Raw genomic sequence first — 26536 nt, forward strand, 5'->3', positions numbered from 1 at the left:
TCGCGGTCCATCATGCGGTCGCGCAGGCGCTTGATGAACAGGTCGACGATCTGCAGCAGCTCGTCCTTGTTCAGCTGCGGGAAGACGATCGTCTCGTCGACACGGTTGAGGAACTCGGGCTTGAAGTGCTTCTTGAGCTCCTCCACGACCTTGCCGCGCATGGCGCTGTAGTCGGCGGCGGTGTTGCCCTCGAGCGTGAAGCCGACGGGCCCTCCCGTGATGTCCTTCGTACCGAGGTTGGTCGTCATGATGATGACCGTGTTCTTGAAGTCGACGACGCGGCCCTGACCGTCGGTCAGGCGGCCCTCCTCGAGCACCTGCAGCAGCGAGTTGAAGATGTCGGGGTGGGCCTTCTCGATCTCGTCGAAGAGCACGACGCTGAACGGCTTGCGGCGCACCTTCTCGGTGAGCTGTCCGCCCTCCTCGAATCCGACGAATCCGGGAGGGGCGCCGAACAGGCGAGAGACGGTGTGCTTCTCGCCGTACTCCGACATGTCGAGCGCGATGAGCGCGCCCTCGTCGTCGAAGAGGAACTCGGCGAGCGCCTTCGCGAGCTCGGTCTTCCCGACGCCCGTGGGCCCGGCGAAGATGAATGAGCCGCTCGGCCGCTTCGGGTCCTTCAGGCCGGCGCGCGTGCGGCGGATCGTCTTGGCGAGGACCGAAATGGCCTCCTCCTGGCCGATGACCCGCTGGTGCAGGGCCTTCTCCATGAAAATGAGCCGGCTCGACTCCTCCTCGGTCAGCTTGAAGACGGGGATGCCCGTGGCCTGGGCCAGGACTTCGGCGATGACGCCCTCGTCGACGGTGCCGCCGACGCCGGCCTCGCCCGAGCGCCACTGCTTCTCGAGGCGCAGCCGCTCGCCGAGGAGCTTCTTCTCCTCGTCGCGCAGGCTCGCGGCCTTCTCGAAGTCCTGATCCTCGATCGCGGCCTCCTTCTGGGCGCGGACTCCGGCGATCTTCTCATCGAACTCGCGCAGCTCCGGCGGGGCCGACAGGATCGACAGGCGCAGGCGGGCGCCCGCCTCGTCGATCAGGTCGATGGCCTTGTCCGGCAGGAAGCGGTCCTGAACGTAGCGGTCGGCGAGGTTGACGGCCGAGACGATCGCGCCATCGGTGATCGAGACCTTGTGGAACGCCTCGTACTTGTCGCGAAGCCCCTTGAGGATGTTGATCGCGTGCGGCAGCGACGGCTCCTGCACCTGAACCGGCTGGAAGCGACGCTCGAGAGCGGCATCCTTCTCGAAGTGCTTGCGGTACTCATCGAGCGTGGTCGCACCGATCGTCTGCAGCTCGCCGCGCGCGAGCAGCGGCTTGAGGATGCTCGCCGCATCGATCGCGCCCTCGGCGGCACCCGCGCCCACGAGGGTGTGGATCTCGTCGATGAAGACGATGATGTCACCGCGCGTGCGGATCTCCTTCGTCACCTTCTTCAAGCGCTCCTCGAAGTCACCGCGGTAGCGGGAGCCGGCGATGAGCGAGCCGAGGTCGAGCGAGTAGAGCTGCTTGTCCTTGAGCGTCTCGGGCACCTCGCCCTTGACGATCGCCTGGGCGAGGCCCTCGACGACGGCGGTCTTGCCGACGCCGGGCTCTCCGATCAGGACGGGGTTGTTCTTCGAGCGGCGCGAGAGGATCTGCATGACCCGCTCGGCCTCCTTCTCGCGGCCGATGACGGGGTCGAGCTTGCCGTCGCGCGCGGCCTGCGTGAGGTTGCGGCCGAACTGGTCGAGCACCTGCGAGCCCTTGTCGGCGCTCGGGGTGTCGCCGCCGACGGCGACGGCCTCCTTGCCCTGGTAGCCCGACAGGAGCTGGATGACCTGCTGGCGCACGCGGTTGAGGTCGGCGCCGAGCTTCACGAGCACCTGCGCCGCGACGCCCTCGCCCTCGCGGATGAGGCCGAGGAGGATGTGCTCGGTGCCGATGTAGTTGTGGCCGAGCTGCAGCGCCTCGCGCAGGCTCAGCTCGAGCACCTTCTTCGCGCGCGGCGTGAACGGGATGTGCCCGGTCGGCTGTTGCTGGCCCTGGCCGATGATGTCCTGGACCTGCTCGCGCACGGCGTCGAGCGAGATGCTGAGCGACTCGAGCGCCTTCGCGGCGACGCCCTCGCCCTCGTGGATGAGGCCGAGGAGGATGTGCTCGGTGCCGATGTAGTTGTGGTTGAGCATCTTGGCCTCTTCCTGGGCCAGGACCACCACGCGACGGGCACGGTCGGTGAAGCGTTCGAACATCGGATACCTCCTCAGGCGCCAGGGCGCTGACGGGGCCCCGGTTGCTATCGAGGGTAACCAGGGGTGCCGGGGAAAACTGCCCCTGTTCGCCGTAGGCGTGCGGGATTCCGGGGTCGGCGTTCGCCGGGGCGACATCGACTCTTGCTCAGCAGGGTTGGGGGGCTACCGTATCGATATTCGTTAACAACGATTATCGATACGGACGCTCATGCCAGCCTCGACCACCGCCCCTGCCGTCCGAACCGCCGCATAAGGGCGCGTTTGATGGATCTGTCGGTGCTGCTTCTCATCGCCGCCGTCATCGTCGGCGCCGCCGTCATCGTCGGCGTGCTCTCGCCGCGGCGCGCGCCTGCCGAGGGTCGGCGACCGGTGCTGCCACGGCTCGTCGCTGCCGCCTGCCTGGTCGGCGTCGCTTTGGTGGCGCTCGTCACGGTCATCGGCGTCGCCCAGTCGCTCATCCCGACGAGCCGGGTGACGCTCGAGACCCCGGTGAGCTTCACCGTCGAGGAGGTGCCGGTCGAACTTCGCGAGAACCCCGCAGGAAGCCTGACCGACGCCGTCGTCTCCACGCCCGCCGCCCTCATCGTCGACGGGCTCGGCACCGCGCCCCGGATCTGGGTCGCGGCCTGCACGCTGATCGAGGGCGCGGTAGCCGTGACGCTTCTGCTCGTGACCGCGCGCTTCGCGCGGCAGTCGATCTCCGACACCCCGTTCACGCCCCGACTGAGCCGGCTGCTCGTGATGGCCGGAGCCACGCTCGCCGTCGGCGGGATCGCGGGCCAGATCGCCTCGAGCATCGCCGGGATGCTCGCTCACACGCAGCTTTTCGCCCTCTCGCCGGAGGCGCTGGGTGATGGCCTCGCGGTCCCGCCGTCGCTGACCTTCGACCTCTGGCCGCTCGGCGTCGGACTCGCCCTCGTCGTGGTCGCCGGGCTCGTGCGCAGCGGCGAGCGACTTCAGTGCGAGACCGCCGGGCTCGTGTGATGGCGCCAGCACCTGCCATCTCCGACGACGATGAGACGGGCATCCACTGCCGGCTCGACGAGCTGCTCGAGGAACGCGGGCTCACCCTCACCCGGCTGAGCGAGCTCGTCGGCGTGAGCCTCGTCAACCTGTCGGTGCTCAAGAACGACCGCGCGCGCGATCAGGTTCTCGACGCTGCGCGCGATCTGCGAAGTGCTCGAGTGCGACGTCGGCGACCTGCTCGTCGTCGAGCGCTGACGGCTGGCCCGACGTGCGGCCGACGTGCCCTGCCGGGCGTGCACTAACTCCGGAGATTCGGTGGACCCGACCCGTTGACGCGAGGGCGCGTGGGGCCGGATCGTCGGATCTCCGGAGGTAGTGCACGGCGCGGCCGGGCAGGCGCGGCCGGGCAGGCGCGGCCGGCGAGGCAACCAGGCCCGCCGCCGACGTACGCTGGCGGCATGAGCAACCTCGAGCCCGACCCGGCCGAAGTCGTCTGCGACGAGCAGCCGGCGCCGAGCATCCTGCTGCTCGAACCGCGAGAGGTGCCGCTCGGCGGGCCCCGCGCGATGACCGTGCGCCGCACCCTGCCGCAGCGTGCGCGCAGCCTCATCGGAGCCTGGTGCTTCGTCGACCACTACGGCCCCGACGACGTCGCCGAGTCGGGCGGGATGGTCGTGCCGCCGCATCCGCACACAGGGCTGCAGACGGTGAGCTGGCTGTTCGAGGGAGAGATCGAGCACCGCGACTCCACGGGCGCCCACCAGCTCGTGCGCCCCGGCGAGCTCAACCTCATGACCGCGGGCACGGGGATCCAGCACAGCGAGATCTCGACCCCGACGACCACGCGCCTGCACGGCGCCCAGCTGTGGGTCGCCCTGCCGGACGCCCACCGCCGCACCGCTCCGTTCTTCGAGCACACCGAGCCGCGGCCGGTCTCGTGCGGGACCGCGACCGTGCGCGTGTTCATCGGCACTCTGCCCGGGGTCGGCGAGGCTACCGCCCGCGTCTTCAGTCCGCTCGTCGCGGCGCAGGTCGACCTGCCCGCCGGGGCGTCGGTCGAGCTCGCCGTCGACCCGCTCTTCGAGCACGGCCTGCTCGTGGATGCCGGCGTCGCCACGATCGACGACGTCGCCGTCCCGACCGCGCATCTCGCGTTCACGCCCACTGGTCGGTCGACGCTGCGGGTCTCGGCGGGGGATGCTCCCCTGCGGGCCCTCCTCATCGGCGGCGAGCCGCTCGGCGAGCCCATCGTCATGTGGTGGAACTTCATCGGCCGCGACCACGACGAGATCGTCGGATTCCGCGCCGCGTGGCAGGCCGAGGTGATCGAGGGCACGGCTGCGGCCGAGACCTTCGGCCGGGTCGACGGGTGGCCGGGGTCGGCGCTTCCGGCACCGGTGCTGCCGGGCATCCGCCTCAAGCCCCGCGAGTAGGCGAACGCCGTCAGAAGCGGATGCTCGCCGCGCGCTACTCGTGCGGGTCGGCGGTGAGCTTCTCGAAGCGAGCGCGCTCCTCGGCCTCGATGTCGCTGTAGGCCCGGCGCTCGGCGCGGTCGGCGCGGATGATCGCGCGCATCGCGAACCAGAAGATGAGGCCGACGACGATCGTCGGTGTCACGGAGAACACCGCGTTCGTCCAGAAGTCGTCCACGAGACCAGGATACGTCTCGCCCGCTCGGAGGATGGTGCCGGCCGGGTCGTCATCCGCTTGGGGGAATCGGACGACGACCCGGTCGGCGGAGCCTGATCGCGTATCGGGGGGGTAGAGCGATCGGGCTCCCGTCATTCGAGCTACGGGCGCATCGGCCTCCGACCGGAGGCGATGCCGTAGACGGCCACACCGACGGCGAGGATGCCGGCGAGGGCGAAGGCAACGACCGCGATGAACGGGCCGGACTCGGCGGGCACCGCGGCCTCGATGGCCGAGGCGCCGTCGGTGGGGTCGGGGAGTGACTCGGTGGGGAGCTGGATGAAGCCGCGCAGGATCGCGTTGTCGATGCGGATGTCGGCCTGGACATCCGACAGCCGACCGCGATCGGCGATCGCGACGAGGCAGTATGTTCCGTCGGCGACGGTCAGGGTGTCGACGAGGGCGCTGAATCCTCGGCTCGCCGTGACGGTCGTCGAGGTCGATGCGACCGCGGTGCCGCACTCGCCCAGCTGCTGGGGTGCCAGCTGGATCGTGAGCTCGTGCTCGCCGTCGCCGGCGATGGTGCCTGCGATGTACAGCTCTCCGGAGACGACCGTCCCCGCGACGGGCGTCGTGATCCGCAGCGCGTCGGCGGCGACGCCGGGCGATGCGACGAGGACGAGGCTCGTCGAGAGCGCGGCCGTGACGAGGCCGAGCCGGAGGGCATGAGTGCGCAGCACAGGGTTCGCCTTCGGGTCAGGCGATGCTGGCGGCTCGTGGGGCGAGCTGTCGGCGTCGAATCGGGTGTGGTGCTTCAGAGCCGCGCGGGTGTCCGGTGGGTGGCCGGTCGCGGATCTGCAACACCTTCAGCGTAAAGAGGTGCGGGTCGGCGTGCTCGCCCCAGATAGGGGGCCACGGTCGCGCGGTGACCGCTAGATGTTGTGGCTGTAGTGGACCATGTGGTTCGTGTGACTCGTGTGACTCGTGTGGATCAGCCCTTGGAGAGGATGCCCAGCAGCCCGGAGATCAGCAGGTACGCGCCGAAGCCGCCGGCGATGAGCCAGATCGCGAGGCGCGTCGACGAGATCTCGCGCTTCTTCTTCTCGGCGTCGCCGGGAAGGGGGAGTTCGTTCTTGTCGGCCATGGTCGCGCGGTCTCCGTCTGCGTCGTCTACTTCACGAGGGGGAAGAGGATGGTCTCTCGGATGCCGAGACCCGTGAGCGCCATGAGCAGGCGATCGATTCCCATGCCCATGCCGCCGCTCGGGGGCATGCCGTGCTCGAGAGCGGTGAGGAACGCCTCGTCGAGTCGCATGGCCTCGGGATCGCCGCCCGCGGCGAGGGTCGCCTGCGCGACAAAGCGCTCGCGCTGAATGACGGGGTCGACCAGCTCGGAGTACGCGGTCGCGAGCTCGAAGCCGCGCACATAGAGATCCCACTTCTCGACGCGGCCCGGCAGGCTGCGGTGCTCGCGCACGAGCGGGCTCGTGTCGACGGGGAAGTCCATGACGAAGGTCGGCCGCACGAGGTCGCCTTTCACGAAGTGCTCCCACAGCTCTTCGACGTACTTGCCCGGCAGCGGGTGGTCGATCTCGATGTCGACCGCGTCGGCGAGCCTCTTCAGCTCGGCCATGGGGGTCTCGGGCGTGATCTCGACGCCCGCCGCGGCGCTGAGGGAGTCGTACATGCTCAGGCGATCCCACTCGCCGCCGAGGTCGTACTCGGTGCCGTCAGCCCACGTGACCACGTGCGAGCCCGAGATCGCGGCGGCCGCGCTCTGGATCATCTCCTGCGTCAGGTCGGCCATCTGGTGGTAGTCGCCGTACGCCTGGTACGCCTCGAGCATCGCGAACTCGGGGCTGTGCGTGGAGTCGGCGCCCTCGTTGCGGAAGTTGCGGTTGATCTCGAACACGCGCTCGATGCCGCCGACGACAGCGCGCTTGAGGAACAGCTCGGGCGCGATGCGCAGGAACAGCTCGGTGTCGAAGGCGTTCGAATGCGTTGTGAAGGGACGGGCGGATGCTCCGCCGTGCATCGTCTGCAGCATCGGCGTCTCGACCTCGAGGTAGCCATGATCGGCGAAGGTCCTCCGCAGGCTGGCCACGGCGAGCGCCCGGGCGCGGACGGTCTTTCTCGCCTGCTCGCGCACGATCAGGTCGAGGTAGCGCTGGCGGACCCGGGTCTCCTCGTTGAGCTCGTTGTGCAGGTTCGGCAGCGGCAGGATCGCCTTCGCCGCGATCGCCCAGCTGCTGACCATGATGCTCAGCTCGCCGCGGCGGCTCGTGATGACCTCGCCCTCGACGAAGACGTGGTCGCCGAGGTCGACGAACTCCTTCCATCGGGCGAGCTCGTCGTCGCCCACCTCGGCGAGGCTCACCATGACCTGGATGCGGCTGCCATCGCCGGCCTGGAGCGTCGCGAAGCAGAGCTTGCCCGTGATGCGCGAGAAGACGACGCGGCCGGCGAGGGCCGCGCGCTCCCCCGTGGCCGTGTCGGGCTCGAGGTCGGGGTGGCGCTCACGGACGGCCGGGATCGTGTCGGTGATCGGCAGGCCGACGGGGTACGCGTCGATGCCGGCGGCGAGCATCCGCTCGCGCTTGTCGAGACGCACCTGCTTCTGCTCGGCGATCTCGGCGACCGTGGGCTCTATGCCCCTCGGCTCAGCGGCGTCGGGCGCGGGCGTGGTGTCGGTCATGAAGCTCCTCGGTTCAGCAGTTCAGCCTACCGGCGGGCGCGGGAGGGCCCCGCAGGGGCGGTCATTGCCAAATGCAGGCACTGCGGGCTTCAGGGTCGAAGAGTTCGGCGATGCGAAGCGATCACGTCTCTGGATGCCTGCATTTGGCAACGGGGCGCTGAGTCTGCGGGCGGCGGATGCTCGCGCCGGCGCGCGCGTCAGCCGAGGTGCAGCAGCTGCGTGTCGATGAGCCGCGTCGCGCCGATGCGCGCGGCGACGAGCGCCCGGGCGACTCCGGTGAAGTCGGGCTCGGCGGGCCGAAACGTGGCCGGGTCGACGACGGCCACGTAGTCGAGCTCGAGCAGCGGCGCGGCGTCGAGCACGGCGAGCGCCGCCTCGAGCGCGGCCGGCAGCGCGGCGCCGGCCTCGGCTGCGGCCCGCGCGGCCGCGAGCGCGCCCGGGAGCGCGAGCGCCGCCGCCCGCTGCTCCGTCGACAGGTATGCGTTGCGGCTCGACAGCGCCAGTCCGTCCGAGGCGCGCACGGTCGACACGACATCGATGCGCGTCGGCACGTCGAGGTCGGCGACCATGCGATTCACGAGGAAGACCTGCTGGGCGTCCTTCTCGCCGAAGACGGCGACGTCGGGGCCCGCGATGAGCAGCAGCTTCGCGACGACCGTGAGCATGCCGTCGAAGTGGCCGGGGCGGGAGGCTCCGTCGAGGATCTCGCCGACCGCCCCCGCCGAGACGCGCGTGTTGATGGGGCCGCGCGGGTACATCTCGGCGAGGGTCGGCGCGAAGACGACCGATACCCCGCGCCCCGACAGAGCGGCGAGGTCGGCGGTCAGGTCGCGCGGGTACCGGTCGTAGTCCTCCGCCGGCCCGAACTGCAGCGGGTTCACGAAGATCGACACGACGACGAGGTCTGCGAGCGCCGCCGCGCGGTCGACGAGCGCGAGGTGCCCCTCGTGGAGCGACCCCATCGTCGGCACGAGCGCGACGGTTCGACCCGCTGCGCGCTCGGCATCCAGCCGGGCGCGCAGGCCGTCGATCGTCGACTCGACGGGGGGCGGGGCGGGGCTCATGCGGCTCCGGAATCGAGGGGGTCGTCGGGGTGGTCGTCGCGCGGATCGGCCTCGCCGGGAGCATCCGCCCCCGCATCGGCGAGCGCCGCGAGGTCGATGCTATCGACGGCCGCGGATCGTAGCGCGTTCTCGACCGCCGACCGCACGACGGCGCCGAGCACGCGGCCCGGCTCGTCGACTCCGATGTCGCGGAGGGCTCCCATCGCCTGAGCGACGATCGCGGTCGAGAAGTCGGACGCGGACTGGATCGCGTCGGCGTAGGCGACGCGGTGCTCCTCCGAGATGACGATCGGCTCGGCGCCCATCTCGACGACGAGGGCCTGCGCGATCGGCAGCACCGGGCTCGGCGCCGTCACCGCGCACCAGGCCTCGCGCAGTCGGACCAGGTCGATCGACGTGCCGGTGAACGCGAGAGCGGGATGCACGGCGAGCGGGATGATGCCCGCGGGCCGCGCGGGGTCGAGCACGCGCACGCCGTGCTGCGCCGAGGTGTGCATGACGAGCTGGCCGGGCTGCCACACGCCGAGGGCCGCGAGTCCGGAGACGAGGCCGGGCAGCTGGTCGTCGGGAACGGCAAGGATGACGAGCTCGCTGCGCTCGATGATGGCCTGCACCTCGAGGTGGGGGACTCCGGGGAGGATGCTCGCGGAGCGCTCGCGCTCGTCGTCGGTGCTCGCCGAGATGCCGGTGATGGCGTGGCCGGCTCCGGCGAGGGCGGCGCCGAGGACGGGGCCGACGCGGCCGGCGCCGATGATGCCGACGCCGAGGCGCCCGTCGCGGGTGGTCATGCGCGGCTCCCGGCCGCGCTCGCGCGCCAGCGGTGCGTCGTGTCGGCGGTCGCGGTGCGGATCGACGCCTCGGCGACCTCCGCGAACAGCGCGAGGGCGGCATCCCGGTCGAGCGCCCCGAGCGCCGGCGTGATGGGCCCCGAGACGGTGTGCACGTGCACGGCCGCGAGACGCATCGGCCGCAGCACAGGGCCCTGGCGCACGCTCACGCTCTGCATGCGTGGGAAGGGCACGATCGTGAGTGCGCGCCAGATCGCGCCCGTGCGCAGCAGGATTCCGGCGTCGGTGAGCGCGAATCCGTTGCGCGGCTGCGAGAACCAGCGCAGCGCCCGCGCGCGACGCGGCGAGTTGATGAAGCCGTCCTCGCCCCCGGGCGACAGCATCCCGCGCTCGAGGAGCGGCAGGGCGTCGTCGGTCGCGACGTCGGGCAGCAGCAGGCGCAGCACCGTGCGCACGTCGTCGAGGTTGCCGACCGGGAGTATCGTCGTCTGCTGCTGGCCCGCAGCCCCCTGCTGCGACGAGCGGGATGCGCGGTTGACCGCGATCTGCCACCACCCGAACGGCCGCCACAGCAGCGGCTGGCTCACGCGCACCGAGTGGATGCGCCCGGGCGGCAGCGTCTCGTTCGAGGTCGAGAGCAGCCCGAACCCGACCCGCACGCCGTCGGGCGTCGACGCGATCGAGTAGCGCAGCGAGCGCGCGATGCGCGAGACGAGGAACCCGCCGACGCCGAGCAGGGCGGGCAGGAAGCCGATGAGCAGGAGGATGTCGCCCGTCACGACGACCGCGACCGTGAGTCCGATGCCGGCGATGACGAGGAAGATCATCGCGTCGGTGAGGATCGTCGAGCCGATCAGCCGGCCGGGGTTCATGCGCAGCACCGACTCTGGCGGCGCGAGCGACGGGTCGAGCTCAGGGGCGAGGAACTCGCGCGCGCGGTCCTCCAGGAGCGCGCCGACGCCCGGGCCGGGATGCTCGGTCCACTGCTCGGCGTCGCCCGCGATCGCGGACCGACGCGCGCCGGAGGCGAGGAGCAGGATCTCGCGGCGGAGGGCATCCGCGTCGGCCGATCGCAGGTACGACAGCTGCACGTTCGCGTCGTTGCCCGCGACGGAGATCTCGAGCTTCGCGGCACCGAACAGGCGCGGGATGAACGGGCGGGCGATGTTGATGCCCTGGATGCGGTCGAGTCGACCCTTGCGGTTGGTGCGGAAGAGGATGCCCGACCGGACCTCAACGACCTCGTCGGTGATGCGGAAGGTGTGCAGGCGCCAGGAGAGGTAGAAGCCGCCGACGGCGAGCAGGAGGACGAGCAGGGCGACGCCGAATGCGGCGAGCACGAGGTTCTCGCGGAGGATGAAGTCGAGCGGGTCACCCCCGAAGTCGCCGTCGGGGTCGCCGAACCCCCGGTCGCCGAAGAAGAGGTCGATGACGCGATCTCGGAAGCTGCCGAGCACGAGCCCCGCGAGGATGAGCACCGCGAGCCCGCCGCGGAAGAGGGGCGTCGCCCGGTGCAGGCGGTGCCACTCGCCGTCGGCGAAATCGGTCACAGGCCCGCCCGGCGGGTCTCGGCGACCGCGACGAGGTGGTCGCGCAGGCGCTCGGCGTCGGCGAGCGGGAGGCCCGGGATGAGCACACCCGTCGATGCGGCCGCGGTCACGAATTTGAGCTCGGCGAGCCCCACGGCCCGCGCGATGGGCCCGCGCGTGATGTCGACGAGCTGCATGCGGCCGTAAGGCACGGCGACGATGCGCTGGAAGAGGATTCCGCGGCGGAAGAGCAGGTCGTCCTCGCGGAGGGCGTACCCGATCGCGCGCACTCGGCGCGGCGTGAGGGCGATGACGACGAGGAAGAGCACGCCGAGCGCGATGCCGAGCAGCGCCGATGGCGCCCAGCCGCTCACCCAGAAGGGGATGAACCCGGCGACGGTCATGATCGTGCCGAAGACGGCGTACCCGGCGATGTCGACGGCGATGTACTTCGGCGAGACGCGCTGCCAGTCGGTGCCGGGCGGCTCGATCGAGCGCGAGGCGGGCGCGGACTGCTCGGCGGGCGCGGGCGGCGGCGTCTGCGGCTGGTCGGTCACGGCGTCGGCTCCCCCGGGGTGGTCGGCGACCGCGCGGCTCACGGTGCGGCCGCGGCGGCCTCCTCCTTCTCGTCGTCGTCGGGCGGGAGCCGGCAGAAGTGCTCCGCCACGAGCGCCGCGATCAGGAGGATCACCGCCGCGACGAGCGTGCCCGCCGCGGTCAGCGTCGAGCCTATCGGCACGACCGCGCGAGACAGCAGATAGACGAGGATACCCGCCCCGCCCCCCGAGAGGAGCGCCGCGGCGAGCGCGCTCGCCTTCGCGAGCACGACCACGCGCGTGGCGTAGAACGGGTCGATGCGGGTGGCTCCCGCGGCCGCGCGGCGCACCGGCCAGGCGAGGGCGACGAGCAGCCCGGCGATGAGCACGAGCCCGACCGCGAGCGAGGGCGGTGGCACGAGCACCGGCTGACCGCGCATGGCGAGCGCGATGTCGATGCCGAACGCGAGCGCGAATCCGACGAGCGCGAGCAGCGCGAGCGGGAGGGGGCGCGAGCGGCTCACGCGGAGGCTCCCGCGTCGCCGTCCGGGGCCTCGCGCTGCGGTCGCAGGCCCGCCAGCAGGTCAGCGACGCGTCCGTGACCGGCGAGCTCGGCATCCGGCTGCACCTCGAGCCACGGGGCGAGCACGAAGTCGCGCTCGTGCGCCCGAGGGTGCGGCACCTGCAACTGGTCGGAGTCGATCTCGAGCGCCCCGAAGGCGACGAGGTCGAGGTCGAGGGTGCGGTCTCCCCAGCGCTGGGCGCGCTCGCGACCGTGCAGGTTCTCGATCGCGCGCAGCCCGTCGAGCAGCTGGAACGGGTCGAGGCCCGTATCGAGCAGCGCGACGCCGTTGAGGTACTCGGGCCTGTCCGGGTCCGGGCCGTCGAGGGTGAGGGCGACAGTTCCGTGCCACGACGACACGGCGCGGATGCTCGACTCGGGCAGCGCGCCGAGCGCGCCCACGGCGCTCATGAGCGTGGCCTCGCGGTCGCCGAGGTTGCTGCCGAGGGCGATGACGGCGAGGGCGGTCATGCGCGACTCCGGTCGATCGCGACGGCGACGTCGGCGAACGGCACCGGGATCGGCGCCTCGGGCTTATGCACCGTGACCTCGACGCGCTCGATCGCACGGTGGGCGAGCACGACGGCGGCGACGCGCTCGGCGACGGTCTCGATGAGGTCGACGGGGTCGCGCTCGACGGATTCGACGATCTCGACGGCGAGCTCGCCGTAGTGCACGGTGTCGGCCACGTCGTCGGTACCGGCGGCGCGCGCGAGATCGAGGTGGGCGACGACGTCGATGACGAACGGCTGGCCGTCGCGGCGCTCGTACTCGTAGACGCCGTGGTGGGCCTGCGCGCGCAGGCCGGCGAGGATGATCCGGTCGCTCATGCGGCTCCCCTCCCGGTGCCGACGTCCGTGCCGACGTCGGTGCCGACGCCCATGCCGACGCCCGCCCCGCGCCACGACGCCCACACGTCGAGCGCGCGGCTCGTCGCGGCGACGTCGTGCACGCGCACTGCCCTGACCCCGGCGTCGGCGCACAGCGCGCTCACGACGGCGGTCGGCAGATCGCGCTCCTCGACCCCGGCGCCCTCCGGCAGGAGCGCGCCGAGGAACCGCTTCCGCGATGCCCCCACGAGCAGCGGATGACCCAGCTCGGCGAGCGCCGGCAGTCCGCGCAGCAGCGCCCAGTTGGCGTCGGCGCGCTTGGCGAAGCCGATGCCGGGGTCGAGCCAGAGGCGCTCCGGCGCTAGACCTGCGGCGAGCGCGGCGTCGCGGCGCGATCGCAGCTCGTCGCGCACCTCGGCGAGGGGGTCGGCGTAGTCGCTCACGGCATCCCATCGATCGCTGCGGCCGCGCCAGTGCATCGCGACGTAGCCGACGCCGAGCTCCGCGACGAGGGCCAGCATCGCGTCGTCCTCGAGCCCGCCGCTCACGTCGTTCACGATCGACGCGCCGGCCTCGACGGCGGCGCGCGCGGTCGACGCGTTCATCGTGTCGATCGACACGCGGATGCCCGCCCCGGCGAGCGCGCGCACGACCGGCACCACGCGCGAGGTCTCCTCGATCGCGGTCACGGGCTCGGCTCCTGGCCGGGTCGACTCGCCCCCGACGTCGATGACGTCGGCGCCGTCGTCGACGAGCCGGCGGGCCTGCGCGACCGCGGCCTCGGGCTCGAGGTAGCGCCCGCCGTCGCTGAACGAGTCGGGCGTGACGTTGAGCACGCCCCACACCTCGGGCCGCACGTGCCCGGGCGCGGTGGTCACGCGCGGCTCCGGCCGATGAGCGCCATGATCTCGGCGCGCTGCACGGGGTCGGCGAGTGCGCCGCGCGAGGCGACCGTCACGGTCGTCGACTCCGCATAGCGCACGCCGCGCGCGGCGACGCAGCCGTGCCGGGCCTCGATGACGACGAGAGCACCGGCGGGGGCGATGGCGCGGTCGAGTGCGTCGGCGACGTCCTCGCCGAGTCGCTCCTGCAGCTGCGGGCGGGCCGACACGATCTCGACGAGCCGCGGGATGCGCCCGAGCCCGATGATCCGCTCGGCCGGCACGTACGCGACGTGCGCGACGCCTGTGAACGGCAGCAGGTGGTGCTCGCACATCGACCGCAGCGCGATATCGCGCAGCAGGACGAGCTCGCCCCGCTCGCCTGGCTCGGTCGCCATCTCGGCGCCGTCCTGAAGCTCGGGCACGGGGTCGACGCCGACGCCGGCGAAGAAGTCGGAGTAGGCGCGCGCGATGCGCTCAGGCGTCGTCGCGAGCCCTGGCCGCTCGACGTCCTCGCCGATGGCGGCGAGGATCTCGGCGACCGCCGCCTCGATGCGGGGGATGTCGATGGACGCCATGCGCGTCAGCTCGCCTGGTCGGTTCCCGTGTCGGCCTCGCTGCGCGCGACGCTCGCGGGCGCCGAGTGGTCGCTCGCGACGCCGCCGTCGGTGACCGAGGGGTCGATCGGCGCCTTCGCGGGCATCGGCACGGGCGGCAGGTCGGGCAGCGGACGCTCGTCGCTCGAGAGCCACTGTGGGCGCTCGGGCAGCTTCGTGAGCCCCTCGAAGATCTCGGCGAGCTGGTTGTGGTCGAGGGTCTCCTTCTCGAGCAGCTCGCTCGCCAGACGATCGAGCACGGCGCGGTTCTCGTTGATGACGTGCCAGGCCTCGGTGTGGGCCTGGTCGATGAGCGCGCGCACCTCGGCGTCGACGCGATCGGCGAGCCGCTCGGAGTAGTCGCGCTGGTGGCCCATATCGCGGCCGAGGAAGACCTCGCCGCTCGACTGGCCGAGCTTGACCGACCCGATCTCGGCGCTCATGCCGTACTCGGTGACCATCTTGCGGGCGATGCTCGTCGCCTTCTCGATGTCGTTGCTCGCGCCCGTGGTCGGGTCGTGGAAGACGATCTCCTCCGCGACGCGGCCGCCCATCGCGTAGGCGAGCTGGTCGAGCAGCTCGTTGCGCGTGATGGAGTACTTGTCGTCGAGCGGCAGCACCATCGTGTAGCCGAGGGCCCGCCCGCGCGGCAGGATCGTGACCTTCGTGACGGGGTCGGTGTGGCGCATCGCGGCGGCCGCGAGCGCGTGGCCGCCCTCGTGGTAGGCGGTGATGAGCTTCTCGTGGTCGCGCATGACGCGGCTGCGGCGCTGCGGCCCGGCCATGACGCGGTCGACGGCCTCGTCGAGGTTGCGGTCGGTGATGATCTCCCCGCCGGTGCGCGCCGTGAGCAGCGCGGCCTCGTTGAGCACGTTCGCGAGGTCGGCGCCGGTGAAGCCCGGCGTCTTCCGTGCAAGCACCTCGAGGTCGACGTCGGGCGCCATGGGCTTGCCCTTGGCGTGCACCTCGAGGATCTTCTTGCGGCCCTTGTGGTCGGGCGCGTCGACCTGGATCTGCCGGTCGAAGCGGCCGGGGCGCAGGAGCGCCGGGTCGAGGATGTCAGGGCGGTTGGTCGCGGCGATCATGATGACGTTGGTCTTGGGGTCGAAGCCGTCCATCTCGACGAGCATCTGGTTGAGCGTCTGCTCGCGCTCATCATGGCCGCCGCCCATGCCGGCGCCGCGGTGGCGGCCGACGGCGTCGATCTCGTCGACGAAGATGATCGCGGGCGCGTTCTCCTTCGCCTCCTTGAACAGGTCGCGCACGCGGCTGGCGCCGACGCCGACGAACATCTCGACGAAGTCGGAGCCGGAGATCGAGTAGAACGGCACGCCCGCCTCGCCCGCGACGGCGCGCGCGAGGAGCGTCTTGCCCGTTCCGGGAGGGCCGTACAGCAGCACGCCCTTGGGGATGCGGGCGCCGACGGCGAGGAAGCGCGTCGGGTCCTTCAGGAAGTCCTTGATCTCGTGGAGCTCCTCGATCGCCTCCTCCGCGCCTGCGACGTCGTCGAACGTCACCTGCGGGCTCTCCTTGCTGACGAGCTTTGCGCGCGACTTGCCGAACTGCATGACGCGGCTGCCGCCGCCCTGCAGGTTCGACAGCAGGAACCAGAAGATGACGCCGATGATGAGGAAGGGGATCAGCAGACCGAGCAGGCTCACGAACCAGTTGGTCTGCGGCACCTGGTCGTCGAACTCGTCGACGTTCGCGTCGTCGATCGCGTCGACGATCGCCTCGCCTCGAGGTGTGACGTACTGGAACTGCACGCGGTCGCCACTGTCGCCGACCGGCTCGCTCAGCTCGAGATCGACGCGCTGCTCGCCGTCGATGATCGTCACCTTCTCGACCGTCCCGCCCTCGAGGAGCTCGAGGCCCTCCTGGGTCGTGATGGTGCGGAACCCACCACCGCTCAGGAGAGCGAAGCCGATCCAGAGCGCGATGGCGCCCGCGACGATGTAGAGGAAGGGGCCTTTGACGATGCGCTTGGCATCGAACTTCTTGCGGGCCATGAGGCGAGCCGCACCTTTCTGCGAGCGTTCGTCCGGTGACTCGGGATCCGAGCGGAACGGTTAACGCTATCGGGCGCCTCTTGGGGGGTGCTGATCTGTTCGCGGTCGGCGCAGACGCGCGCGACTACTCGTAGACGTGCGGCGCGAGAACGCCGATCGCCCGCAGGTTGCGGTAGCGCTCGGCGAAGTCGAGACCGTAGCCCACCACGAACGCGGGCGGGATGTCGAAGCCGACGTACGCGACGTCGACATCGACCTTGATCGACTCGGGCTTGCGCAGCAGGGCGAGGATCTTCACGCTCTTCGCGCCGCGGGACCGCAGGTTCTGCAGCAGCCACGACAGCGTGAGCCCGGAGTCGATGATGTCTTCCACGATAAGCACGTCGCGGCCGGCGATGTCGGTGTCGAGATCCTTGAGGATGCGGACGACGCCGCTCGACTCGGTGCCTGCGCCGTAGCTGGAGACGGCCATCCAGTCCATATCGATGTGGATCCGCAGCTCGCGCGCGAAGTCGGCCATGACCATCACGGCGCCTTTGAGCACGCCGACGAGCAGGGGCGTCGTGTCCGCGTAGTCGGCCTCGACCCTCCGCGCGAGCTCGGCGAGCTTGGCGTGGATCTCCTCCTCGGTGATGAGCACCTCGGTCAGATCGGCGCGGATGTCCTCGACGTCCATCGGTCTCCCAGTCGCATGTCAGCTCTCGGCGGGCGAAGACGCGGGCTCGGGCGCCAGCGTGAAGACGATCCGGCCCGCGGTGCGTTCCACCCTAATGCCGGGCAGGTGCACAGCTTTCTGCCCGTGCCAGTCGGTGGCCAGGCGCGCGACCTCGAGCGTCTGCGCGCGGCTGAGCGCGACGCCGAACTCGCCTCGGGCGACGAGCCGGATCATCCGGTTCCCCAGCGCGGCGGGGTTCGCCGCGAGCCAGGCCGCGGGCAGCGAGCACCCGCCCTCCTCGAGCTCGACGAGCTCCTCGGCGACCTCGTCGACCATCTGGTCGAGCGCCTCGGCGTCCTCCCGCGCGATCTCCGCGGTGCGGGCGAGCGCCTCCGTCGCGCCCGCATCGAGCTCCTTCTCGAGCATCGGCAGGATGCTGTGCCGCACCCGCACGCGCGCGAACCTCTCCTCGTCGTTGTGAGGGTCGTGCCACGGCTGAAGCCGCGCGTCGGCGCACGCCTGCGCGAGCACCGATCGGCGCAGCCCGAGCAGAGGCCGCCGGTAGAGGCCAGCACGCGCGGCCATTCCCGCGACGCTCGCCGTGCCGCTGCCGCGCGCGAGGCCGAGCAGCACGGTCTCCGCCTGGTCGTCCATCGTGTGCCCGAGCAGCACGGCCGATGCGTCGAGCTCGGTCGCCGCCGCGTCGAGCGCACCGTAGCGGGCCGCGCGCGCCGCCGCCTCGGGGCCGCCCATCGCCCCGACGTCGACGCGTCGCACGAGCACCGGGTCGAGCCCCAGGTCGCGCGCGGACTCCGCCGCCCGCTCGGCCACCTCCGCCGAGCCCGGCTGCAGGCCGTGGTCGACGATCACCGCGCCGGCGCGCAGCCCGGCCCGCGGCGCCTCGAACGCGGCGGCTGCGGCGAGCGCGAGGGAGTCGGGCCCGCCGCTGAGGGCGACGAGCAGCAGGTCGCCTGCCGCCAGGTCGGCGAGGTGCTCGCGCACGGCGCGGCGCGCGTCGGCGATCGCGGGTGTCAGGCGCGGGCGCCTGGGGCTCTCTGCGGGCCGCTCGGGGGGCATCCACTAAGGTTAGAGCCGCCTCAGGCCGCGCCGAGGCCGTCATCTTCCCCCCTGAAGTCAGGAGCGTTCATGAGCGCCTACCCCGTGACCATCGAGGTGCCCAAGGGCAGCCGCAACAAGTACGAGTTCGACCATGAGACCGGCCGCGTCTTCCTCGACCGCGTGCTCTTCACCGCGTTCGTCTACCCGACCGACTACGGCTTCTTCGAGAACACGCTCGGCCTCGACGGCGACCCGGTCGACGCGCTCGTGCTTCTCGAGTTCCCGGTCTTCCCCGGCGTCGGCGTGCAGGTGCGCCCGGTCGGCGTGTTCAAGATGACCGACGACGGCGGCAGCGACGCGAAAGTGATCTGCGTCCCCGCGAAGGACCCGCGCTGGGCGCACATCCAGGACCTCGCGGACGTTCCGGAGCAGACACGCAAGGAGATCGAGCACTTCTTCGAGCACTACAAGGACCTCGAGCCCGGCAAGTGGGTCAAGACCGAGGGCTGGGGCGACGCGGCCGAGGCCGAGGCGGTCGTGCAGGCGGGTATCGACGCCTTCGTGCCGCACGCGCACTAGCCCACGGTCGCCGGGCGAACCGGGCGCCGCTACAGCATGATCAGGCTGAGCACCCAGACGGCGATGAAGCCGGCGATTCCCTGGACGGCCGTCGCCGGCGTGAGAGTGCGGTACGCCGTCGCGACCGGGAGTCGGCTGAACTGCGAGACGACCCAGAAGTAGCTGTCGTTGGCGTGCGAGACCACCATCGCGCCCGCGCCCGTCGCCAGCACCGCGAGGACGGCGCCGATCGTGCTGTCGAGGCCGAGCGAGGGCAGCAGCGGGTACAGCAGCGTCGATGTCGTTACGAGGGCGACCGTCGAGGAGCCCTGCGCCGACTTGAGGGCGGCTGCGACGAGGAAGGGCACGGCGATCCCGAGCCCCAGCCCGGCAAGGGTCTCGCCGAGGACGTCGTCGAGCGTGGAGGCCGCGAGCACGGCGCCGAAGCTCGCGCCCGCCGCCGTGATGAGCAGGATGGGGGCCGACACCCGGATTCCCTCTGCGACGCGGTCGGCGAAACCGTCCTTCTCACCCCGTGAGCCGCCGAGGGTGAGAGCGGCGACGATCACGCCGATCGCGAGCGCGACCGCGGGCGTGCCGAGGAGGCGGAGTGCGACGGTGAGCACGGACTCCTCGCCGAACGGCGTCGTCGGCAGCGCCGCGACCGACCCGATCGCGATGAGCACGATCGGGAGGAGGATCGGCAGGAAGGCCACGAAGGCGCTCGGCAGACGTCCGTAGGACGCGCGCAGCTCCTCCCACGACGCGTTCGCGGCGACGGCATCCTCCGACTCCTCCGGCAGCAGGGGAAGATCGCGGTTCCGGTAGAGCTGTGCGAAGGCGAGACCCGCGGCGGCGGACACGGCCGCCACGATGAGGCCGAGTCCGATGATGAGCCCGAGATGGTCGACGACGTCGTAATTCTCGGCGGCGGCGATCGGCCCGGGAGTCGGCGGAACGAAGACGTGCGTCGAGTACAGCCCGGTCATGAGGGCGATCGTCATGACGACCGGGTTGGCTGCCGCGCGGATCGTCACCGCCTTCTTGAGCGAGTTCAGAATGACGAATCCGGAGTCGCAGAAGACCGGGATCGAGACGATGTAGCCGATGATCGTCATCGTCAGGCCGGGGAAGCGGTGACCGATCACTCGGATGATCGCCTCGGCCATGGAGAGGGCCGCGCCGGTGCGCTCGAGGATCACCCCGATGATCGTGCCGAAGAGGATCACGATCCCGATGTTGCCGAGCGTACGACCGAATGCCTCGGTGATCGTCGGGACGACGTCGAGCGGGGCGAGACGGAGGGCGAAGGCGCCGATGAACGCGGCGGCCAGCAGCGCGAGGAACGGATGGAGCCGGAATCGTGCGGTCGCGACGACGATCGCTGCGATGAGCACGACGAGGATGAGGACGTCGATCATGAACATTCTCCTTCGAGAGTTCGGTCGGTGACGCCGGCGTCGTCGCCGGTGCCGGGGGTCGAACGGTGCACGAGCGCACCGCCCAGGTCGATGAGTGCGCCGACGCGGCGCGCGGCGGCGGCGAGCAGATCAGGAGCTCGATCGATGAGCGACTCCACCGTCGCGGGGCCGTCGGCCAGCGAGATAGCGACGGCGATCCCGGCGCGGACGAGCTCGTCGGCGCTCAGGTCCACGGCGCCCGCGATGACCACGACGGGCACTCCTGCGCGCGAGGCGCTCGAGGCGACGGTGGCGGGGACCTTGCCACGGAGCGACTGCGCATCTAGGGAGCCCTCGCCGGTGATCACGAGGTCGGCGTCGGCGATCGCCGAAGCGAGTCCGAGGGCGTCGGCGACGAGCTCCGCGCCGGGCACGAGCTCGGCACCGAGAACGGCGTGGAGCGATGCGGGGATGCCTCCCGCTGCACCAGCCCCGGGCATCCCCGCCACGGAGACGCCGGTGGCGGACTCGAGAGCCGCCGCGAGTCGCGCGAGCCCCGCGTCGAGTCGGGCGATGTCGCTCGCATCCGCACCCTTCTGCGGGCCGAACACGGCTGCGGCCCCCGTGCTCCCCGTGAGTGGATTGTCTACATCGCACGCGATTCGCCAGTGCGCCCGGGCGGCTCGGGGGTCGAGGCCGCGAAGATCGATGCGATCGAGTCTCTCGAGCCCTACTCCTCCGAGGGGGATGTCGTCGCCGGCTTCGTCCAGGAACCGGACGCCGAGCCCGCGCAGCAGCCCCGCGCCGCCGTCGGTCGTCGCCGACCCGCCGACGGTGAGCAGGATGGACGCCACGCCCGAGTCGAGCGCGTCGATCACGAGCGGTGCCGCGCCGCCGCTGTCGGCGGTGAGCGGGCGGAGGGGCACGTCCGTGACGAGGGGGAGTCCGATCGCCTCGGCCGCCTCGATGACCGCGCGTCCGTCGAGGAGCAGCCCGAATCGCGCCTGGCGCGGGCGGCCGAGCGCGTCGCTCGTCAGGACGGTGCGCTCCTGCGCGCCCGCCACCGCGAGCAGAGCATCCAGAGTCCCCTCGCCGCCATCGGCCATCGGGAGCGATGCGATGCGCACCCGTGGTCCGAGCGCCTCGAGGAGGCCGCGTGCGATCGCCGTGGCGGCCGCTCCCGCGTCGAGACTGCCCTTGAAGGAGTCGGGCGCGATGAGCACCCGGAGGGGGACGGCCGACCACGATGTGAGCACACCCGAACGCTACGGACGCCCGTCCGGTGCGTCATCGTGCGTCCTGCACATACCTGATCTACTTATGGGCGTCGTGACTGTGCAAGAAGCCCAGTAACGGACGAACGGCTCAGCCGGGGAACTCCTCGGCTGCGGTCGCCCGCGCGGCCAGCAGACCGAGAGCGAGCCGTCGGAGCTCCGCGGGAGCTCGCGGGTCTCGACCGGTCGCGCGGGCGAGCGCCGCGACCCTCGCCGCGAGCGAGTTCCGGTGCAGTCCGAGCTCGGCGGCCGTCAGGGAGAGGGATCCGCCGGCCTCGACCAGCGCTCGCGCGGTCGCCCGCTCGAGGCGACCCAGCGGGGCGATCACGCGAGCGGCGAGGGATCGCCGCTCCGCGGGCGAGATCGCTGCGACCAGCGACTCCGCCTCGAGGTCGCGGAGCTCTCCGCCTGCCGACGGGACGAGCGCAGGCACCGCGAGGAGAAGCCGGACCCGACGCACCGCGCCCGCGAACCCCTCCGGCTCGCGCACGATGCCCGAGTCGAGGACCGCGGCGTCGAGCTCGGCCGCACGCCGCCGGAGCCGTTCGCCTGCACCGGAATCGGCCCCACCCTGCAGCACCCAGAGAGCGTCGTGCTCGACGACGGCGATGCACCCCGGGTCGGCGCGCGCGGCGCGCTGGAGTCGAGCCGCGGCCACCGGCGGAGCGGGAGCCCGCCGCGCGGGGCTGCCGTCGATCCCCGACCGCGGCGCGGCCGGGGGCTCGAACAGCGCCATGACCCGGTACGGCGGCTCAAGCGCCGCCCCGGCCGCGACCGATCTCGCCCTCAGCAGCTCGGCCTCGACGGGCCCAGCCGCGAGGGCGGCCAGGAGCTCTCGTGCCTGACCGTCGCGCGCGGCGCGCGCATCCTGCTCCTGCTCGACGTCCAGGATGAGCCTGAGCGAAAGGAGCACGAGGGACGCGAGCTCGCCCACCTCGTCCGGATCCCCCGTGACACCGACGACGCCCAGTACGTCCCCGTCGACCACGAGCGGCAGGTTGACGCCCGGTCGGACGAACTCCGTCGCCTCCGCCGAGGAGATTCGCACCGGCCGGCGGCTGGTCGCCGCGCGCGCCGCGCCCTCGTGCGGCGTTCCCACCCGATCCGGGTCGCGCGACCCGATGATGAGCCCGTCGGCGTCCATCAGATTGACGTTGTGCGCGATGGAGGCGCCGACCTGGTCCACGAGCCGCTGAGCGAGCGAGGGATCCAGACCGCGGCTCATCCGTCCCACCACGCGAGCGCCCGCGTGCCGAGGAACGTCAGCCACGGCGAGCGCTCGCCCACCGGCACGTCGAGCTCGAACCACACGCGGCCCGGGTAGCGGCGCTCCTGCAGCCACGTGCCATCGGACTGCCGCGCCTCCCGCACCGTCGCCACCGCCTCGGCGAGCCGGGGGTCGGGAGGGGTCCCGTCGTGGAGCGATGCGGCTCGGAAGTAGTCCAGCGCGCGGAACGCCGTGTGCCTCCAGCGGAACGGGTACGCGATGCGCGTCACCCAGTCGCCCAGCAGTTCGCCCGTCGACTCGCGGAACAGGATGCGGCGGCGCAGCAGGTACTCCTCGGCGCGGTGGCGCGCGTCGCGCAGGCGCGCGTCGCCCGTGCGCCGCTCCCAGTCGAGGATGCCCGTGAGGGCATTGAGGGTCGAGTGCACGGAGGCGCGCGTCGAGCCCTCGACCCAGTCGCAGTTCCAGCCGCCCTCGGCCATCTCGTGCTCGGCGAACCAGTCGGCGAGCGCCGCCATGTCGACGCCGAGCCAGGCGCCGTTCGCGAGGGTCCAGCCGTTGATGCACGCGTCGACCTCGCCGCCCCAGTAGGGCAGGTCGTCGTACTCCCATCGTGCGCTCGTGGCGAGCTTGTCGGCCGTCCCGGCGAGCGCGGAGGGGTCGAGGCCCCAGTCGCGGAGCGTCGACAGCGTCCACGTCGTCGCCGTCCACGGCTGGCCCGCGCCGTCCGCCGCCTCGGGGCCCTCGACGTCGAAGTCGGCGGGGAAGTAAGCGCCCCCCGCCCACTGGCCATCGTCATCCTGATGGGCGAGCAGCGCCGCCCCCATGCCCTCGGCTGCGATGCGCGCGCGGCTCGCCTCCCACACTGCGGGCGGCTCGCCTCCCAGGTCGCGCTCGACCTGCCAGCGCAGCGCCGGGTCGGTGTCGAGCATCCACTGCAGCGGAGCGGCGTCGGTCGGCATGCCCGGAGCCTAGCGACGACCCCCGACGCGCGGAACGCCCCTACCCCGTGGGGCGAGCGACGTACGGCACGAGGTCATAGGTGTACACGGGCCACTCACGAACCGTCTTGCCCGGCGAGGGTGCCTCGATCATGCGGTTGCCGCCGATGTAGAGCGCGACGTGGTACTTCGAGCCGGAGGTTGAGCCGCCCGCGGAGTAGAAGATCAGATCGCCCGCCTGGCGCAGCGAGTATGGCACGAGCCTGCCGCTGCTCTCGGCGTGCCGATACTGCATCGTCGCTCCGTGGCCGCCGATGGAGACCCCCGCCGCGGCGTAGGACTGCATCGTGAGGCCGGAGCAGTCCCACGAGTCAGGGCCGCGGCCGCCGAAAGCATAGGGCTCGCCCAGTTGCTGCCTCGCGAAGGCGATCGCCGCCGAGACCGCCGCTGCGTTGGGCGTCGCGTACACCGGCGCGGGAGCCGGATCGGCCGGCTCCGGCGACGGAGACGTCGTCGGAACAGCAAAGCCCGGTCGCGTCACCGACGGCGACGGTGACGGCGCGCTCGGCTCGAGCGGGGCCGGCTCCTCGGGCGCAGGGGGGGCGTCGAGTTGCGGCTCCGTGGTCGGGTCGGCCGCCGGGTCCAGTCTCGGCTCGGTAGTCGAGCCGACTGTCGATTCGGCACTCTCCTCGGCCGCGATCGCCTCGAGGTAGGCGCGCGCGACCTCAGCCGAGCGACCCGTGAGCACGGAGAGCTGCTGCGACATCTCGTCCATGGCGGCGGTCTGCTCGGTCACGCGCTGCTCGGCTACGGCGACGAGCTCGACCGCGCGATCGAAGGCGGTCTGCGCGTCCACGGAACGGGCCTCGAGGACGCCGCGGGCGACATCCGCCTGCTCTGCGAGGGAAGCAGCCGTGTTCTGGTCGTGCGTCGCGAGGGCCATGAGCGAGGCGGAGTGCTCGCCGAGCTTAGTCATGGAGCCCAGGCGGTAGAGCAGACCGTCGACGTCGCCGCCCACGAGGAGACTCGCGGTGATGTCGCCGTGCCCGGCCCTGAGGAGCTGCGTCGCGAGAATGCCGACGCGCTGCGCGGACTCTTCGGCTCGGGCGCCGGCCGCCGCCCCACGCCGCTCGAGCGAGGCGAGCGTCAACGCGGCGTCGTCGAGATCGACGATCGCGAGGGCGTAGTCCTCTGCCGACTGCTGGGCCGCGCGGGCGGCGACTGCGTAGTCGGCCTCCAGCTGCCGCACGACGTCGGCGATGCGCTCGATCGCTGCTTCCGTCGCGGCGACATCACCACGGGCATTCTGCACCTCGTCCCACGACGGGGCATCGGTGGGGGCCGCGTGCGACGGGGTGACCCCGAGCCCAAGCGTCAGAACCGCCGCGAGAGCGGCGGCTCCGATGGCCTGGCGCTCGGGGCGCCGCATCAGCGCCGCCTAGCCAAGATAGACACCTCTGGCCGCCATGAAGGGCGCAGGGTCGATCGCGTTGCCGTTCGTCCGGACCTCGAAGTGCAGGTGGCAGCCGTTGGACGCGCCGGTCGTGCCGACGAGAGCGATAGTCTGCCCGGCCGAGACGCTCTGGCCGAAGTCGACACGGATCCCGCCGTTGGAGATGTGCGCGTAGCCGGTCGTCAGTCCGTTGCCGTGATTGATCATCACGAAGTTGCCGTAGGTGCCGTTCCATCCCGCGTAGGTCACTGTGCCTCCCGCGGCGGCGGCGATGGGCTGGCCGCAGCTGGCCGCGACGTCGGTCCCGGTGTGCAGGCGGTACGTCCCGTAGACGGGGTGGATGCGGTATCCGTAGTGGGAGGAGATCCAGCCGTAGGCGGGCTGAGCCCAGCCGCTCGCGGCGGGGGCTCCACCACCACCACCGCCACCACCACCACCACCAGAGCTACTGCCGGCGTTCTGAGCCGCGCGGGCAGCGGCCTCCGCGGCAGCGGCGGCCTCGGCGGCAGCGGCGGCCTCGGCGGCGCGGCGGCGCTCCTCGCGCAGGCGAGCCTCCTCGGCAGCCTTCCGGCGGGCCTCCTCCTCCTTGCGCTTGCGCTCACCCTCCTGATACTCCGCCTCGGTGATGACGAGGTCCTCCTCGAGGACCTGGATCTGAACCTCGAGGCGGCGCTTGTTCTCCTCCTCGGCGGCGACCGCTGCGGCGGCCGCCGCAGCGGCCTCCTGCGCCTGCTGGAAGGCGGCTTCGGCGGCGATACGGAGCTCCTCGCGCTTCTGCTTGGCGACGACGGCCTGATCGGCGAACGACTGCGCGGTCTGCTGGTCGCGCATCGCGGCATCGTAGATGCCCTCGGCCTGCTCGGAGATCTTGCTCGCATAGCCGAGGCGCGACAGCAGGCTCTCCGCCTGGTCGGGGTTCGTGAAGAGCGACGCGGAGAGGTCGGCGCCGCCGGCGCGCGAGAGTTCGGCGACGAACTGGCCGGCGCGCAAGCGCGACTCCTCGGCCTTGGCGGCTGCCTCGTCGGACTTCCGCTGCAGTTCATCGGCCTGGAAGGAGGCCTCGTCGAACGCGAGCTGGGCCTCCTCGAAGAGGGTGCCCAGGCGCTGGGCCTCGGCCTGCGCGGCCGCGGAGGCGTCGGCGAGCTGCTGGATCAGAGCGCGGATCTCATCGGCCTTCGCCTTCGCGCCCGAGACGTTCTTGCGAGCGTCGAGCACGTCGTCCCACGACGGGTAGGTGACGGCGAACGCGGGGCGCTCCGTCGCCGTGACGCCCGTCGTGACGAGAAGGAGCGCGGCTGCGACGCCGGCGACGAGAGCCGTCCACCGGGCTCGACGAGGCGCGGCGGCGCTCGTCGTCGTGCTCCGGCTCATTCCGCTCCCCCAGCGTGTGTTCTCGCGCATGGCAAGATTCCCATCCGGCGTTCGCGCGTTATGTCGCAACATTCACACGCGCACCATCATCAACAGTAACAACGGATGCTCGCCAGCGCGAGGCACCCGAACAGGGGAGTGTGCGAACCGCGCAATCCCGTCGTTCCGGGCACCGTAACCCGGAGCCTCGCGCCGACGTGGGAGGCGGCCCGGACGGTCGCGGAACCGGCCCCAGCGGTGCATCCCGGCCGGTTTGGCGTTTCGCGCGGATGGCGGGTATGCTCGTGCCTC

General features: G+C 71.7%; 26 protein-coding genes and 1 pseudogene. 4 read left to right on the forward strand and 23 right to left on the reverse strand.

What is annotated here, in order from left to right; all coding sequences use genetic code 11:
- Positions 1–2225: ATP-dependent Clp protease ATP-binding subunit (locus FHX53_RS09540; protein ID WP_182491135.1), on the reverse strand; the 2225-nt coding region annotated here is incomplete at its 3' end.
- Positions 2226–2489: 264 nt separating this feature from the next.
- Between FHX53_RS09540 and FHX53_RS09545 the strand changes: the two genes are divergently transcribed.
- From FHX53_RS09545 to FHX53_RS09555, 3 genes and pseudogenes are all read left to right on the forward strand, one after another.
- Positions 2490–3209 carry a hypothetical protein gene (locus tag FHX53_RS09545; RefSeq protein WP_182491136.1) on the forward strand — a complete coding sequence of 240 codons (720 nt, stop codon included), beginning with the start codon at positions 2490–2492 and terminating at the stop codon, positions 3207–3209.
- Positions 3209–3446, forward strand: a pseudogene (locus FHX53_RS09550) (helix-turn-helix domain-containing protein). The gene FHX53_RS09545 and the pseudogene FHX53_RS09550 overlap by 1 nt, the downstream one beginning before the upstream one ends.
- A gap of 203 nt (positions 3447–3649) precedes the next feature.
- Complete coding sequence (locus FHX53_RS09555) at positions 3650–4624, forward strand: pirin family protein (protein ID WP_182491137.1); 975 nt, start codon at positions 3650–3652, stop codon at positions 4622–4624.
- A 34-nt stretch (positions 4625–4658) separates the two neighbouring features.
- On the opposite strand, the gene FHX53_RS09560 is transcribed toward FHX53_RS09555, so the two are convergent.
- The 16 genes from FHX53_RS09560 to tilS form a co-directional block, all read right to left on the reverse strand.
- Positions 4659–4841 (reverse strand): hypothetical protein, encoded by a 183-nt coding sequence (locus tag FHX53_RS09560; RefSeq protein ID WP_182491138.1) that lies wholly within the window; start codon positions 4839–4841, stop codon positions 4659–4661.
- A gap of 140 nt (positions 4842–4981) precedes the next feature.
- Positions 4982–5560, reverse strand: coding sequence for a hypothetical protein (locus tag FHX53_RS09565; RefSeq protein ID WP_182491139.1), 579 nt, complete (start codon positions 5558–5560; stop codon positions 4982–4984).
- 251 nt (positions 5561–5811) lie between these two features.
- Entirely contained in the window at positions 5812–5964 is a 153-nt protein-coding gene (locus FHX53_RS09570; protein ID WP_182491140.1) for a hypothetical protein, read from the reverse strand.
- Positions 5965–5990: 26 nt separating this feature from the next.
- Positions 5991–7514, reverse strand: coding sequence for a lysine--tRNA ligase (gene lysS / locus FHX53_RS09575; RefSeq protein ID WP_182491141.1), 1524 nt, complete (start codon positions 7512–7514; stop codon positions 5991–5993).
- 197 nt (positions 7515–7711) lie between these two features.
- Positions 7712–8578, reverse strand: a complete 867-nt coding sequence (panC, locus tag FHX53_RS09580) for a pantoate--beta-alanine ligase (protein ID WP_182491142.1) — start codon at positions 8576–8578, stop codon at positions 7712–7714.
- Positions 8575–9366, reverse strand: coding sequence for a Rossmann-like and DUF2520 domain-containing protein (locus FHX53_RS09585; protein WP_182491143.1), 792 nt, complete (start codon positions 9364–9366; stop codon positions 8575–8577). The genes panC and FHX53_RS09585 overlap by 4 nt, the downstream gene beginning before the upstream one ends.
- On the reverse strand, positions 9363–10916 hold the full coding sequence (locus tag FHX53_RS09590; protein WP_182491144.1) for a PH domain-containing protein: 1554 nt from the start codon (positions 10914–10916) through the stop codon (positions 9363–9365). Before FHX53_RS09590 ends, FHX53_RS09585 begins: the two co-directional genes overlap by 4 nt.
- Positions 10913–11386 carry a PH domain-containing protein gene (locus tag FHX53_RS09595; RefSeq protein WP_343050969.1) on the reverse strand — a complete coding sequence of 158 codons (474 nt, stop codon included), beginning with the start codon at positions 11384–11386 and terminating at the stop codon, positions 10913–10915. Before FHX53_RS09595 ends, FHX53_RS09590 begins: the two co-directional genes overlap by 4 nt.
- A gap of 104 nt (positions 11387–11490) precedes the next feature.
- A complete protein-coding gene (locus FHX53_RS09600; RefSeq protein WP_182491145.1) occupies positions 11491–11955 on the reverse strand; it encodes a DUF3180 family protein in 465 nt (154 codons plus the stop codon).
- On the reverse strand, positions 11952–12464 hold the full coding sequence (folK, locus tag FHX53_RS09605) for a 2-amino-4-hydroxy-6-hydroxymethyldihydropteridine diphosphokinase (protein WP_182491146.1): 513 nt from the start codon (positions 12462–12464) through the stop codon (positions 11952–11954). Before folK ends, FHX53_RS09600 begins: the two co-directional genes overlap by 4 nt.
- Positions 12461–12823: a dihydroneopterin aldolase gene (gene folB / locus FHX53_RS09610; RefSeq protein ID WP_182491147.1), complete on the reverse strand. Its 363-nt coding sequence runs from the start codon at positions 12821–12823 to the stop codon at positions 12461–12463. Before folB ends, folK begins: the two co-directional genes overlap by 4 nt.
- On the reverse strand, positions 12820–13701 hold the full coding sequence (gene folP, locus FHX53_RS09615; protein ID WP_343050950.1) for a dihydropteroate synthase: 882 nt from the start codon (positions 13699–13701) through the stop codon (positions 12820–12822). The genes folB and folP overlap by 4 nt, the downstream gene beginning before the upstream one ends.
- Positions 13698–14282, reverse strand: coding sequence for a GTP cyclohydrolase I (gene folE / locus FHX53_RS09620; RefSeq protein WP_182491148.1), 585 nt, complete (start codon positions 14280–14282; stop codon positions 13698–13700). Before folE ends, folP begins: the two co-directional genes overlap by 4 nt.
- A gap of 5 nt (positions 14283–14287) precedes the next feature.
- Positions 14288–16309: an ATP-dependent zinc metalloprotease FtsH gene (gene ftsH, locus FHX53_RS09625; RefSeq protein WP_182491149.1), complete on the reverse strand. Its 2022-nt coding sequence runs from the start codon at positions 16307–16309 to the stop codon at positions 14288–14290.
- 124 nt (positions 16310–16433) lie between these two features.
- On the reverse strand, positions 16434–16985 hold the full coding sequence (gene hpt, locus FHX53_RS09630; RefSeq protein ID WP_182491150.1) for a hypoxanthine phosphoribosyltransferase: 552 nt from the start codon (positions 16983–16985) through the stop codon (positions 16434–16436).
- A gap of 18 nt (positions 16986–17003) precedes the next feature.
- Entirely contained in the window at positions 17004–18041 is a 1038-nt protein-coding gene (tilS, locus tag FHX53_RS09635; protein ID WP_182491151.1) for a tRNA lysidine(34) synthetase TilS, read from the reverse strand.
- Between the two features lie 69 nt (positions 18042–18110).
- On the opposite strand from tilS, the gene FHX53_RS09640 reads away from it, so the two are divergent.
- Complete coding sequence (locus tag FHX53_RS09640) at positions 18111–18602, forward strand: inorganic diphosphatase (protein ID WP_182491152.1); 492 nt, start codon at positions 18111–18113, stop codon at positions 18600–18602.
- A gap of 29 nt (positions 18603–18631) precedes the next feature.
- Here the strand turns inward: FHX53_RS09640 and FHX53_RS09645 are convergent, their stop codons facing one another.
- The 6 genes from FHX53_RS09645 to FHX53_RS09670 all read right to left on the reverse strand — a co-directional run bounded on the left by FHX53_RS09645 (position 18632) and on the right by FHX53_RS09670 (position 26245).
- The gene (locus FHX53_RS09645; protein WP_182491153.1) at positions 18632–20002 is read right to left on the reverse strand and encodes a GntP family permease; all 1371 of its coding nucleotides are present in this window, start codon (positions 20000–20002) and stop codon (positions 18632–18634) included.
- Complete coding sequence (locus FHX53_RS09650; RefSeq protein WP_182491154.1) at positions 19999–21237, reverse strand: glycerate kinase; 1239 nt, start codon at positions 21235–21237, stop codon at positions 19999–20001. The genes FHX53_RS09645 and FHX53_RS09650 overlap by 4 nt, the downstream gene beginning before the upstream one ends.
- Before the next feature lie 109 nt (positions 21238–21346).
- Positions 21347–22480, reverse strand: coding sequence for a sugar diacid recognition domain-containing protein (locus tag FHX53_RS09655; protein WP_182491155.1), 1134 nt, complete (start codon positions 22478–22480; stop codon positions 21347–21349).
- Positions 22477–23442, reverse strand: coding sequence for a squalene cyclase (locus tag FHX53_RS09660; protein ID WP_182491156.1), 966 nt, complete (start codon positions 23440–23442; stop codon positions 22477–22479). Before FHX53_RS09660 ends, FHX53_RS09655 begins: the two co-directional genes overlap by 4 nt.
- 40 nt (positions 23443–23482) lie before the next feature.
- Complete coding sequence (locus tag FHX53_RS09665; RefSeq protein WP_182491157.1) at positions 23483–24850, reverse strand: C40 family peptidase; 1368 nt, start codon at positions 24848–24850, stop codon at positions 23483–23485.
- Positions 24851–24859: 9 nt separating this feature from the next.
- Positions 24860–26245, reverse strand: a complete 1386-nt coding sequence (locus FHX53_RS09670; protein WP_182491158.1) for a peptidoglycan DD-metalloendopeptidase family protein — start codon at positions 26243–26245, stop codon at positions 24860–24862.
- Positions 26246–26536 lie beyond the last annotated feature (291 nt).

Origin of the sequence: Microcella alkalica (assembly GCF_014137945.1) — a bacterium.
Taxonomy (GTDB): Bacteria; Actinomycetota; Actinomycetes; order Actinomycetales; family Microbacteriaceae; genus Microcella; species Microcella alkalica.